This is a genomic window from Microbacterium testaceum, assembly GCF_003075375.1.
Lineage (GTDB): Bacteria > Actinomycetota > Actinomycetes > Actinomycetales > Microbacteriaceae > Microbacterium > Microbacterium testaceum_E.
In genome coordinates this window covers 120,370-133,139 of sequence record NZ_QDFT01000004.1, presented here as the reverse complement: position 1 = coordinate 133,139, position 12,770 = coordinate 120,370, and the positions used below count along the sequence as shown (strand labels likewise).

Sequence of the window (12,770 nt, the reverse complement as noted above, 5' to 3'; positions counted from 1 at the left end):
GCGCGGCATCGTCGATCTCGCCCTCTTCGAGACGGGGACCGTCTTCCTGCCGAAGCCCGGTGTGCAGTACGGCACGCCGTCGGTGCCGCCGCTCGCGGTGCGCCCCGACGCCGCGACCCTGACGGCCCTCGATGCGTCGATCCCGCCCCAGCGCCGCCACGTGGCGATCCTGTTGACCGGTCACTCCGTCGCCAAGCAGCCCGGGCAGGCGGCGCTCGCCGCCGATCTCGCGGATGCCGTCGACGCCGTGCGCGTGCTGACCGCCGCCGCGGGGCTCGACATCGAACTGGTCCAGGCCCAGCGCGCCGCGCTGCACCCGGGTCGCACGGCGCGCGTCGTCGCCTCGGGACACGACATCGGCTACGTGGGAGAGGTGCTGCCGGCGGTGTCGGCCGCGGCGGACCTGCCCGGTCGCGTCCTCGTGGCCGAGCTCGACCTCGACGCGATGCTCGAGCTGGCGCAGTCGCGCGTGGTCGCGGCATCCCTGTCCGGATTCCCCGCCGCGACGCAGGACGTCTCGCTCACCGTCCCGGCGGGGATCGCCGCCGGCGAGGTGCGCCGGGCGCTCGTCGAGGGCGGGGCGCCCCTGCTCGAGGGGGCGCGACTCGTCGACGACTACCGCGGGCCGGGACTCGCGGAGGGGACGAAGAGCCTTACGTTCGCCCTGCGCTTCCGCGCACCCGACCGCACGCTGACCGCCGCGGAGGCGACCGAGGCCAAGCTCGCCGGGGTCGCCGTGGCGGCAGAGCGTTTCGGGGCCGCGATCCGCGACTGAGGTGCCTGTCGATGAGCGCCGTGCAGCCGATGCTGCACGGCGCTCTTCGTGTGTCGGCGAGCGGGCGGGTCGGACCGGCGGCGTGCGACCGGCAGCGCGCGACAGGCAACCGCCGAGCCGCCGACAGAGGTCTGCCCTCATCGCCGGTAAGGGGGGCAGTCGGAAGTGCCCGGCGATGAGGGCAGGTTCCTCAGCATACGCGATTCGTGTCCCCCAAATGGGGGACACGGGCGGACACGCCGTCGCGGCATCCGCACAGCGGTCGGCGGAGCAGGATTTGCTCCATCGTCGACACGGCCGATACCCTCGCGTCATGTCGTCGATCACCGTGCGCGCCGAGGAGCTCTTCGTGAGCACCGGTGCTGCGCGTCGACGTCGGGTCGAGCGCCGATTCTCGGCGACCTCGTAACCCGCCATCGGTCGGGCATACGGGCGTCGCCGCCCCGCTCCACGCTGCGTGCAGCACCAGCCCCGACTCGTAAGGTAGATGTATGACCCTCTCGGTCGCCGTTTCCGGCGCTTCCGGCTACGCGGGCGGCGAGATCCTCCGCCTCCTCGCCGACCATCCCGACGTCGAGATCCGCACGGTCACCGCGCACTCCAGCGCGGGACAGCGGCTCCTCGCCCACCAGCCGCACCTGCGTTCGCTCGCGCATCTCGAGCTGCAGCCGACCACCCCCGAGGTGTTGGCGGGTCACGACATCGTCTTCCTCGCCCTGCCGCACGGGCAATCGGCGCAGTACACCGACGCGCTCGCCGACACGGCCCTGGTGATCGACGCCGGCGCCGACCACCGCCTCACGTCCGCCGAGGACTGGGCCGCGTTCTACGGCGGAGCGCACGCCGAGCCGTGGGCGTACGGCGTTCCCGAGTTGCCGACCGCGGGGGGAAAGCAGCGCGACAACCTGCGCGGGGCGCGCCGCATCGCCGCCCCCGGGTGCAACGCGTCGACGGTCGCGCTCTCGCTCGCTCCGGGCGTGGCGGCGGGGGTCATCGACCCGGGCGACATCGTGTCCGTGCTCGCGGTCGGCCCCAGCGGCGCCGGCAAGGCGGCCAAGACCAACCTGCTGGCCAGCGAGATCCTCGGCACCGCCAACCCCTATGCCGTCGGCGGTACGCATCGCCACATCCCCGAGATCCGCCAGGCGCTGGCCGCCGCGGGCGCGCCGGGTGACGGCATCCGCATCTCGTTCACCCCCGTGCTCGTGCCGATGGCTCGGGGGATCCTCGCCACCTCGACGGCGCCGATCGTCGGCGACGCGACGGATGCCGAGATCCGGGCCGCCTGGGTCGAGGCATACGCCGACGAGCCCTTCGTCGAGCTGCTGCCCGAGGGCGTCTTCCCCCGTGTCGCCGACGTGCTGGGCGCCAATGTCGCCTCGATCGGGGTCGCCGTGGATCGCGCGGCGAACCGCGTGACGGTCGTCGCCGCCGTCGACAACCTCGTCAAGGGCACCGCCGGTGCCGCCGTGCAGTCCATGAACATCGCGCTGGGCCTCGCCGAGACCACCGCCCTTCCCCTGAACGGAGTCGCTCCGTGAGCGTGACCACCCCCGCAGGTTTCGAGGCGGCCGGTGTCGCCGTCGGTCTGAAGTCCACCGGCGCGCGCGACGTGGCCGTGGTGGTCAACCGCGGCCCGCTCAAGGTCGGCGCCGCGGTGTTCACCTCGAACCGGGCCAAGGCCAACCCGATCCTGTGGTCGGAGCAGGTCGTGAAGGACGGCGTCGTCGAGGCGGTCGTGCTCAACTCGGGCGGGGCCAACTGCTTCACCGGCAGCTTCGGCTTCCAGACCACCCACCAGACCGCCGAGCGCGCCGCCGAGCTGCTGGGTGTCGGCGCGGGCGACGTGGTCGTCTGCTCCACGGGCCTGATCGGAACGGGTGACGAGGCCTTCCGCGCCAAGGTGCTCGACGGCGTCGACAAGGGCGTCGCCTCTCTGTCGACCGAGGGAGGAGAAGACGCCTCACTCGCCATCATGACGACGGACTCGCGTCCCAAGCGCGCCGCGCACGCCGGCGCGGGCTGGAGCATCGGCGGCATGGCCAAGGGTGCGGGGATGCTCGCACCGGGCCTCGCGACGATGCTCGTGGTGCTCACCACCGACGTCGTCCTCGACGCCGGCGAAGCGGATGCCGCCCTGCGCGCGGCCACGCGCACGAGCTTCGACCGCCTGGACTCCGACGGCTGCATGTCGACCAACGACCAGGTGACCCTGATGGTCAGCGGGGCCAGTGGCATCCGGGTGGATGCCGACGAGTTCGCGACCGCTCTCGCCGGCGTCTGCGACGACCTGGCCGCCCAGCTGCAGGGCGACGCCGAGGGGGCGAGCCACGACATCACCATCCGCGTGACCAATGCGGCGACCGAGGACGACGCCGTCGAGGTGGGACGCTCGGTCGCGCGGAACAACCTCTTCAAGGCCGCGATCTTCGGCAACGACCCGAACTGGGGCCGCGTGCTGGCCGCGATCGGTACGACCGACGCCGCCTTCGACCCCTACGACGTGGATGTGTGGATGAACGGCGTGCGCGTGTGCACCGCCGGCGGTCCCGATCGCCCCCGCGAGGACGTCGACCTCACGCCCCGCGCGACCGACCTCGTCATCGACCTGCGCGTCGGCGAGGCCACCGCGACGATCCGCACCAACGACCTCACGCACGATTACGTCCACGAGAACAGCGCCTACTCCTCATGACCCACGTCGATCTGCAAGACACCGATCCCGCCGCGGCCAGCGAACGGGCGGTCACGCTCGTCGAGTCGCTGCCCTGGGTGCGCAAGTACCGCGACCAGGTGGTGGTGGTGAAGTACGGCGGCAACGCGATGGTCAGCGACGAGCTGCAGGACGCCTTCGCGGCCGACATCGCCTACCTGCGCTACGTCGGCGTGAAGCCGGTCGTGGTTCACGGCGGGGGCCCCCAGATCTCGTCGATGCTGAACCGCCTCGACATCCCGAGCGAGTTCCGCGGCGGCTACCGCGTCACCTCGACCGAGGCGATCGGCGTCGTGCGCATGGTGCTCACCGGCCAGATCAACCCGCAGCTGGTGGCCAAGGTCAATGCGCACGGACCCCTGGCCACGGGCCTGAGCGGCGAGGACGCCGGTCTGTTCGGCGGCCGCCGACGCGGCGTCGTCGTCGACGGCGTCGAGCACGACCTTGGCCGGGTCGGCGACGTCGTCACCGTCGACCCGCAGCCGGTGCTCGACCATCTCGCGGCCGGACGCGTGCCGATCGTGTCGAGCATCGCGCCCGACCTCGACCACCCGGGGGCGTCGCTGAACGTCAACGCGGATGCCGCCGCCGCCGCCCTCGCGGTGGCACTGAACGCCAAGAAGCTCGTCGTGCTGACGGACGTCCCGGGCCTGTACGCCGACTGGCCCAACCGGGACTCGCTCGTGTCGCACCTGACCTCGACGGAGTTGCGCCAGATGGTGCCCTCGCTGGAGTCGGGCATGATCCCGAAGATGCAGGCGTGCCTCGACGCGGTCGACGGGGGAGTGCCGACGGCGGCCATCATCGACGGACGGGTGCCGCACTCGGTGCTCGTGGAGCTGTTCACCAGCAAGGGAATCGGAACGGAGGTGGTCGCGTGAACGCGGACACGACTCAGGAACCCGTGGCGACGCGCGCCGCGTGGCAGGACGACGCCGGACGCGACCTCGTCCGCAGCTTCGGAGACCGCATGGCGCTGTTCGTCCGCGGCGAGGGCGCGTACGTCTGGGACGGCGACGACAAGAAGTACCTCGACTTCCTCGCCGGCATCGCGGTGAACGCCCTCGGGCACGCCCACCCGGTCTTCGTCGAGGCCATCACGGCGCAGGCCGCGACCCTGGCGCACGTCTCGAACTACTTCGCGACGCCGCCCCAGCTGGCGATGGCCGCGCGCCTCAAGCGCCTCGCCGGCACCGGCGAGTCCGGCCGCGTCTACTTCGGCAACTCGGGCGCCGAGGCCAACGAGGCCGCGCTCAAGCTCGCGCGCCTGCACGGCCGCGGAACCGACCGCACGCGCATCCTGACCCTCAAGGGCGGCTTCCACGGACGCACCATGGGCGCCCTCGCCCTGACCGGCAAGCCCGCCCTGCAGGCGGACTTCCTGCCGATGGTGCCGGGCGTCGAGCACATCGACGCGACCGTCGAGGCCCTCGAGGCCGCGATGGACGAGCGCGTCGCCGCCCTCATGGTCGAGCCCATCCAGGGCGAGGCCGGCGTGGTCGAGCTGCCCGAGGGGTATCTCGCCGCGGCGCGCGAGATCACCGCGCGTCACGGCGCCCTGCTGATCGTCGACGAGGTCCAGACCGGTGCGGGTCGGACGGGTGCCTGGTTCGGCTTCCAGCACGCCGGTATCGTTCCCGACGCGATCACGGTCGCCAAGGGCATCGGCGGCGGCTTCCCGATCGGCGCGCTCGTCACCTTCGGTGCGGCGAGCGAGCTGTTCTTCCCCGGCACCCACGGCTCGACCTTCGGCGGCAACGCCCTCGGAACCGCCGTCGGCGGAGCCGTCCTGGCCGAGATCGAGTCCGCCGGTCTCGTCGCGAACGCCGCCCTGCGCGAGACGCAGCTGCGCGAGGGGATCGCCGCCCTCGGCTCGCCGCTGATCGGTGGCGTGCGCGGCAAGGGTCTGCTGCTCGGCATCGCGCTGACCAGCCCCGTCGCCAAGGCCGTCGTGGCCGCCGCGCAGGAGCACGGTCTGATCGTCAACGCCGCCAACGACGACACCATCCGCATCGCCCCGCCGCTGACGATCGGGGATGCCGAGGTCGCCGAGTTCCTGCGCCTGTTCGGCGCCGCGCTCGCCACCGTCTCGGACGCCCTCATCCTCGAAGGAGCCCCCGCGTGACCCGCCACCTTCTGCGCGACGACGACCTGAGCCCGGCCGAGCAGGCCGAGATCCTCGACCTCGCGATCGAGCTGAAGAAGGACCGTTGGGCGCAGAAGCCGCTCGCGGGCCCGCAGACGGTCGCCGTCATCTTCGACAAGTCCTCGACGCGCACGCGCGTGTCGTTCGCGGTGGGCATCGCCGACCTGGGCGGTTCGCCGCTCATCATCTCGACGGCGAACAGCCAGCTGGGCGGCAAAGAGACCCCGTCCGACACGGCTCGCGTGCTCGAGCGCCAGGTGGCGGCCATCGTCTGGCGCACCTACGCGCAGGCCGGGCTCGAAGAGATGGCGCGCGGCACGCGGGTTCCGGTGGTCAACGCCCTCAGCGACGATTTCCACCCGTGCCAGCTGCTCGCCGACCTGCTGACGATCCGCGAGCACAAGGGCGAGCTGAAGGGTCTGACCCTGTCGTTCTTCGGCGACGGCCAGAGCAACATGGCGCACTCCTACGTCCTGGCGGGGGTCACCGCGGGCATGCACGTGCGCGTCGCCGCGCCCGACGCCTACGCGCCCCGCGCCGATGTGATCGCGGATGCCGAGCGCATCGCCGCCGCGACCGGTGGCTCGGTGACCCTGGTCGCCGACCCCGAGGCCGCGGCATCCGGAGCCGACGTCGTCGTCACCGACACGTGGGTGTCGATGGGCAAAGAAGAAGAGAAGATCGCGCGCATCCGCGACCTGGGCGGCTTCAAGGTCACCACCGCACTCATGCAACGCGCGGCGGCGGACGCGATCTTCATCCACTGCCTTCCCGCCGACCGGGGTTACGAGGTCGACGCCGAGGTGATCGACGGCCCGCAGAGCGTCGTGTGGGACGAGGCCGAAAACCGCCTCCACGCACAGAAGGCGCTGCTGGTGTGGCTCCTGCGTCAGGACTGACCGCCCGACTCGGCCGCTCCTGGACCCGCTTCGACGGGCCGGGGCGGCTGGTCGGCGTGGACCTGGCGCGCGGGCTCGCCGTCATCGGCATGCTCGCGGCGCACCTGCTCGACACCGAGCGGGTGCTCACGCCCGACCCCGAGACGTGGATCACGGTGGTCAACGGGCGCTCGTCGATCCTCTTCGCCACCCTGGCGGGTGTGTCGATCGCGCTCGTGACGGGCGGTCCGCGACCCCTCGATCCCGCGCGCCGGCCCCGCGCGGCCGCGCGTCTGGCGATGCGCGGGGCGCTGCTGTGGGTCATCGGCCTGCTGCTGGTGCTCACGGGAGTGCCGGTGTACGTCATCCTTCCCGCCTACGCTCTGCTGTTCGTGCTCGCCCTGCCTTTCCTCGGCATGGGGGCGCGTGGGCTGTTCCTGACGGCGGGGGCGCTCGCGCTGGTCATGCCCTGGATACAGCCGGTGCTGGACGCCGCGCCGATCTGGTCCGGTCTCGGCGGCGACGAGCTGGCGGCCCTGGTGGGGTGGAACTATCCCTTCACGGTGTGGATCGCCTTCCTGCTCGCGGGCATGGGCGTCGGGCGCCTCGATCTGCGGCGCGCACCCGAGCAGGCGCTGCTCGTCCTCGGCGGCGTCTCGCTGATGCTGGCGGGGTACGGGTTCGCTCTCGCCACCGCGCCCCTCGTGTCCGGTGGGGGCTACCTCGCCGCCGTTCTGACGGCCGAGGACCATTCCTCGGGCCTGTGGGAGGTGATCGGCTCGGGCGGTTTCGCGATCACCGCGATCGGGCTGTGCCTGCTGCTGTGCCGCACGCCGCTGCGCTGGCTCGCGATCCCGCTGCGGGCCGTGGGCTCGATGCCGCTGACGGCGTATGTGCTGCAGCTGGTGGTGTGGGCGGTCGTCGCGCTCGCCGTGCTCGGCGACACCTCCGACCTGTACGGCGTCCGCGAGCTGGGATTGTTCGGTCCCCTCACCCTGGGGCTGATCGTCGGATGCACCGTCTGGGCCCTCACGATCGGTCGGGGTCCGCTCGAGGCCGTCGTCGACGCGGTGGTGCGCGCCGTCGTCGGACCGGATGCCGTCACCCGCGCGGGCGGCCCGGGACCGGCGTCTGCGGGTCCCGTGGCATCCGGCGACGTCGGCGGCCCTCGCTAGGCTGGACGCATGAGCGAAGAGACCGGTCCGTCGACGAACGAGGGCGCCCTGTGGGGAGCCCGTTTCTCGGGCGGCCCCTCTGCCGAGCTGGCGGCGCTGAGCCGCTCGACCCACTTCGACTGGGACCTCGCGCTCTACGACATCCAGGGTTCGCACGCCCACGCCGCGGCCCTCGAGGCGGCCGGCTACCTGACCGCCGACGAGGCCGCGACCATGCACGCCGGCCTCGACGAGGTCGCCGCGCGCGTGCAGGACGGTTCGCTCGTCGCCGCGCCGAGCGATGAGGACGTCCACGGCGCCCTCGAGCGCGTGCTCATCGAGACGGTGGGCCCCGCCGTGGGCGGCAAGCTGCGCGCCGGCCGCAGCCGCAACGATCAGATCGCCACCCTCGTGCGGCTGTACCTGCTCGATCACTCCCGCACGCTCACGCGCGAGCTGCTGCGTCTGATCGACGCCCTCGTCGCCCAGGCCGAAGCGCACGAGACGGCGATCATGCCGGGTCGTACGCACCTCCAGCACGCTCAGCCCGTGCTGCTGGCGCACCACCTGCAGGCCTACGGGTGGGCCTTCACGCGGGGGATCGAGCGCCTGCGCGACTGGACGGTGCGCGCCTCGGTCTCGCCCTACGGCGGCGGTGCGCTCGCCGGGGCCACGCTCGGCCTCGACCCCCAGCTCGTGGCCGACCGCCTGGGCCTCGCCCGCCCCTCCGAGAACTCCCTCGACGGCACCGCGTCGCGCGACGTCGTCGCCGAGTTCGCCTTCATCACGGCGATGATCGGCGTCGACCTGTCGCGGTTGTCCGAGGACGTCATCCTCTGGAACACCCGCGAGTTCGGCTTCGTCACGCTCGACGACTCCTTCTCGACCGGGTCGAGCATCATGCCGCAGAAGAAGAACCCCGACATCGCCGAGCTCGCTCGCGGCAAGGCCGGGCGTCTGATCGGCAACCTCTCGGGCCTGCTCGCGACCCTCAAGGGGCTGCCGCTGGCGTACAACCGCGATCTGCAAGAAGACAAAGAGCCCGTCTTCGACTCGGTCCGCACGCTCGAGCTCGTGCTGCCGGCGTTCTCGGGCATGATCGCGACCCTGCGCTTCCACGCCGACCGCATGGCCGAGCTCGCCCCGCAGGGGTTCTCGCTCGCGACCGACGTCGCCGAGTGGCTCGTGCGTCAGGGCGTGGCGTTCCGCGATGCGCACGAGATCTCCGGCGCGCTGGTGCGCGCCTGCGAGCAACGAGAGATCGGTCTCGAAGACGCCGACGATGAGCTGCTGGCATCCGTGTCGCCGTCGCTGACGCCGCAGGTGCGCGAGGTCCTCACGATCGAGGGGAGCGTCGCCAGCCGGACGGGCGCGGGCGGAACGGCTCCGGTGCGCGTGGCCGAGCAGCGTGCGCAGCTCGTCGAGCGCGCGCAGGCCGCGGCGCGACCGATTCTTCCCTGAATATCAGCAATTCGCTTATCAATCCGCGTCGATAAGCATTACGCTGATCACATGACCGTCGCCGTGATCGCCGACATCGTCGCCTCGCGGCAGCTCGCCGACCGCGCGGGCGCGCAGAGAACGATCGCCGACGTCATCGCCGAGGTCGACCGCGTCCTTCCCGTGGCGTCCGCGCCCCTCGCCCCGGTGGCGGGGGACGAGCTGCAGGGCGAGTACGACACCCTCCCGCGGGCGCTGGCCTCGCTCCTGCTCATCCGCCTCGCGCTGCCCGACGGCATCGACTGCCGCTTCGGCATCGGCGTCGGCGCGGTGCGTCCCATCGACCTCGACGGGCGCATCGTGCCCGAGGGGCCGGCGTGGTGGGCCGCGCGTGCGGCCATCGAGCACGTCGAACGCCTGCAACAGCGCGCCGCGCCGCTCGCGCGCACCTGGATCGAGCTCGCCGAAGGAGAGGATGCCGCCATGTCCGACACGATCGCCCTGGCCGGCGCCTACGCCCTCGCCCGCGACCACGCGGTCTCGGCGATGAGCGAACGCAGTCGGCGGCTCACGTACGGGCGGTGCATCGGTCGATCCCAGCGCGAACTCGCCGAGGCCGAGGGCATCAGCCAGTCCGCCGTCTCGCAGGCGCTCGCGACGGCCGGATCCGCCACCCTGGTCGAGGGCTTCGCCGTGCTGACCGCGGGGGAGCGCGCATGATCGCCGCCGGATTGCTGCTGCTCGCCGTCGGCGCCGTCGACCTGCTGCGCCAGATGATCCGGGCGGGACGCGCGATCGCCTTCGCCGTGGCCGCGGTCGCCCTCGTCGCGGTGTCGGCCGGTCTGGACGCGGTGGTCGCCGGCATCCTCGCCGTCGCCGTCGCCGCCATCTGGACCTGGGTCGTGCCCGAGACGGGCCCCGCCCGCGCCGGGCTGTGGCCGGTCGCCCTGCTCGCGCTCGCCGCGGCGGCGTGCGTCGTGGTCGCCCCCGGTCGAGCGCGACCGGGGCTGATCGGCGAGGCCTGGGCGAGCTACCGGCCGGGTGAGTCGGTGTCGATCGACGTCGCCGTCCTGGTCGTCGGGTGCCTGGTGTTCCTGCTCGAGTCCGGGAACGCCGTGGTGCGCATCGCCCTGCGCTCCGAGATGGGCGACCGCGCGACCGGCGAGGGGGACCGCGAGACCGGCGAGGCCGCACCGCCCACCCTCAAGGGCGGCCGCCTGATCGGCCCGCTCGAGCGCATCCTGGTGTTCGTGCTCACCCTGACCGGCGCGTACACGCTGCTCGCGGCGGTGCTCGCGGCCAAGGGGATCGTCCGCTTCCCCGAGATCTCGCGCGATCGCGACGACGGCGATCGCGCCGAGTACTTCCTGATCGGCAGCCTCGTCAGCTGGGTCACGTCTCTCGCGGCGGCCTTCCTGGTGTGGTGGGGCGTGCACGCCGGGTGAGCGGACCGGGCGGGGCACGGCATCCGGAGCCCTTCTGCCCCGCTGATACCCTGAACCGGTGTCTGCCTCCACCGACGCGGCGCCCGTGAGCGCCCTCGCACCCGCCAACGACCCGACCTTCGACAACGTCTGGGACGAGCTGGTGTATCGGGGGCTCGTGCACGTCTCGACCGACGAGGGCGAGCTGCGCGAACTGCTCGGTGCGGGCCCGATCACGTTCTACTGCGGCTTCGACCCGACCGCGCCGAGCCTGCACCTGGGCAACCTCGTGCAGCTGCTGACCATGCGTCGCCTGCAGCTCGCGGGGCACCACCCGCTCGGGCTCGTGGGCGGATCCACGGGCCTCGTGGGCGACCCGCGTCCGACGGCGGAGCGCACGCTGAACACGCGGGAGACCGTCGAGGAGTGGGTCGGAAAGCTCCGTGCCCAGGTGGAGCGTTTCCTGAGCTTCGACGGCGACAACGCCGCGCGCATCGTCAACAACCTCGACTGGACCGCCCCCCTCAGCGCCATCGACTTCCTGCGCGAGATCGGCAAGCACTTCCGCGTCGGAACGATGCTCAAGAAGGACGCCGTGAGCGCGCGCCTCAACTCCGAGGCGGGCATCAGCTACACCGAGTTCAGCTACCAGATCCTGCAGGGCCTGGACTACCTCGAGCTGCACCGCCAGTACGGCTGCGTGCTGCAGACCGGCGGCAGCGACCAGTGGGGCAATCTCACCAGCGGCACCGATCTGGTGCGCAAGGTCGAGGGCGTCTCGGTGCACGCGATCGGCACGCCGCTCATCACCAACAGCGACGGCACCAAGTTCGGCAAGAGCGAGGGCAATGCGATCTGGCTGGATGCCGAGATGTGCAGCCCGTGGGTGATGTACCAGTTCTGGCTCAACACCGATGACCGCGACGTCGTCGAGCGCTTGAAGGTGTTCACGTTCCTCACGCGCGACGAGATCGCGGGCTACGAGCAGCTCGTGGAGTCCGAGCCCTTCCGTCGCGCCGCGCAGAAGCGCCTCGCCCGCGAGGTGCTGACGACGGTGCACGGACCCGAGGCCACCGAGGCCGTCATCGCCGCGACCGAGGCGCTGTTCGGACAGGGCGACGTGACCGCGCTCGACGCCGCCGTGCTGCGCAGCGCCCTCGAAGAGCTGCCGCACGCGACCGTCGCCGCCGGGTCGACCGTCGTCGAGGCGCTCACGGCCACGGGGCTGTGCGCGAGCTTGAGCGAGGCACGTCGCGCGATCGCGCAGGGCGGCGTCTCGCTCGACGGCGAGAAGGTCGCGAGCGACGAGGCGGTCGTCGAGGGGACCCTTCCCGGCGGCGTCTCGGTGCTGCGTCGCGGCAAGAAGACGCTCGCGGGACTGTTCCTGAGCTGACATGCCGTTCACGCCGAGCCATGCCGTCGTCGCGCTTCCGTTCCTGCGCACGCGGCTGGTCCCGGCGGCGATCGCGATCGGCGCGATGACCCCCGATCTGCCTCTGTTCCTGCGCGGGATGGTGCCGGATTACGCCATGACCCACGATCCGACCTGGCTCGCGCCGACCGTGGTCGTGGCCCTCGCGCTGCTCGTCGTCTGGCGCTGCGTCCTGCGGCCCGCGACCCGCGAACTGCTGCCGCGGGCCGTGGCCGGGCGTCTGCCCGAGGGGTGGGATGCCGGTGCCCCGGCCGCGGCGCGCGAGACGTTCGGCGGGGGAGTGGTCGGCATCCTGTGGCTCGTCCTGTCGCTCGCGCTCGGGGTGCTCTCGCACATCGCGTGGGACCTTTTCACGCACGAGGGACGGACGGGGGAGCAACTGTTCCCCGTGCTCGCCGCGCAGTGGGGGCCGTTCTCGGGCGCCAAGTGGCTGCAGCACGCGTCGAGCGCGCTCGGCCTGGTCGTGCTCGCGGTCGTCGCGGTGGTGTGGCTGTCGCGGCGCTCTCCGGGCTCGGTCGCCCGCGTGCTGCCGGATGCCGTGCGCGCGGTGTGGTGGCTCTCGCTGCCGGTGGCGCTGGTGGGCGCGAGCCTCGTCGCCCTGGCGGTCGAGGGTGGGTTCGGCCCGGACTACACCCCGACCCACCTGATCTACGGCGTGCTGGTCAAGGTCGCCGCCGCGTGGGGTGCGGCGACGCTCGCGCTGGCGGTGCTGGTGCAGTGGCGGCGCCGGGTCGGGGACGGGCGGACCTCGCCCCGGCCCGCGGGTCACACGGGTGGGCGCGCGGGCGGCGACTAGACTCGGGGGCGT

At 72.3% G+C, this 12,770-nt stretch carries 11 protein-coding genes and 1 pseudogene; all 12 read left to right on the top strand.

From position 1 onward, the window contains the following. Positions 1-775 (top strand): annotated as a pseudogene (locus tag DC432_RS02950) (phenylalanine--tRNA ligase subunit beta); the annotation flags it as partial. Positions 776-1,266: 491 nt separating this feature from the next. Further along, positions 1,267-2,316 carry an N-acetyl-gamma-glutamyl-phosphate reductase gene (gene argC, locus DC432_RS02945; RefSeq protein ID WP_116536605.1) on the top strand — a complete coding sequence of 350 codons (1,050 nt, stop codon included), beginning with the start codon at positions 1,267-1,269 and terminating at the stop codon, positions 2,314-2,316. Then, positions 2,313-3,470 (top strand): bifunctional glutamate N-acetyltransferase/amino-acid acetyltransferase ArgJ, encoded by a 1,158-nt coding sequence (gene argJ / locus DC432_RS02940; RefSeq protein ID WP_116536604.1) that lies wholly within the window; start codon positions 2,313-2,315, stop codon positions 3,468-3,470. The genes argC and argJ overlap by 4 nt, the downstream gene beginning before the upstream one ends. After that, the gene (argB, locus tag DC432_RS02935; protein WP_108317762.1) at positions 3,467-4,369 is read left to right on the top strand and encodes an acetylglutamate kinase; all 903 of its coding nucleotides are present in this window, start codon (positions 3,467-3,469) and stop codon (positions 4,367-4,369) included. The genes argJ and argB overlap by 4 nt, the downstream gene beginning before the upstream one ends. After that, on the top strand, positions 4,366-5,613 hold the full coding sequence (locus tag DC432_RS02930) for an acetylornithine transaminase (protein WP_270352481.1): 1,248 nt from the start codon (positions 4,366-4,368) through the stop codon (positions 5,611-5,613). Before argB ends, DC432_RS02930 begins: the two co-directional genes overlap by 4 nt. Next, positions 5,610-6,533, top strand: coding sequence for an ornithine carbamoyltransferase (argF, locus tag DC432_RS02925; protein ID WP_108317763.1), 924 nt, complete (start codon positions 5,610-5,612; stop codon positions 6,531-6,533). Before DC432_RS02930 ends, argF begins: the two co-directional genes overlap by 4 nt. Then, positions 6,512-7,687: a heparan-alpha-glucosaminide N-acetyltransferase domain-containing protein gene (locus DC432_RS02920; RefSeq protein WP_116536603.1), complete on the top strand. Its 1,176-nt coding sequence runs from the start codon at positions 6,512-6,514 to the stop codon at positions 7,685-7,687. Before argF ends, DC432_RS02920 begins: the two co-directional genes overlap by 22 nt. A 9-nt stretch (positions 7,688-7,696) precedes the next feature. Beyond that, positions 7,697-9,127, top strand: a complete 1,431-nt coding sequence (gene argH / locus DC432_RS02915; protein WP_116536602.1) for an argininosuccinate lyase — start codon at positions 7,697-7,699, stop codon at positions 9,125-9,127. Between the two features lie 51 nt (positions 9,128-9,178). Continuing rightward, positions 9,179-9,826: a SatD family protein gene (locus tag DC432_RS02910; protein WP_116536601.1), complete on the top strand. Its 648-nt coding sequence runs from the start codon at positions 9,179-9,181 to the stop codon at positions 9,824-9,826. After that, positions 9,823-10,551 (top strand): hypothetical protein, encoded by a 729-nt coding sequence (locus DC432_RS02905; protein ID WP_116536600.1) that lies wholly within the window; start codon positions 9,823-9,825, stop codon positions 10,549-10,551. The genes DC432_RS02910 and DC432_RS02905 overlap by 4 nt, the downstream gene beginning before the upstream one ends. Positions 10,552-10,609: 58 nt before the next feature. Next, positions 10,610-11,923: a tyrosine--tRNA ligase gene (gene tyrS, locus DC432_RS02900; protein ID WP_116536599.1), complete on the top strand. Its 1,314-nt coding sequence runs from the start codon at positions 10,610-10,612 to the stop codon at positions 11,921-11,923. 1 nt (position 11,924) lies between these two features. Next, a complete protein-coding gene (locus DC432_RS02895) occupies positions 11,925-12,758 on the top strand; it encodes a DUF4184 family protein (protein WP_116536598.1) in 834 nt (277 codons plus the stop codon). Positions 12,759-12,770: the final 12 nt, after the last annotated feature.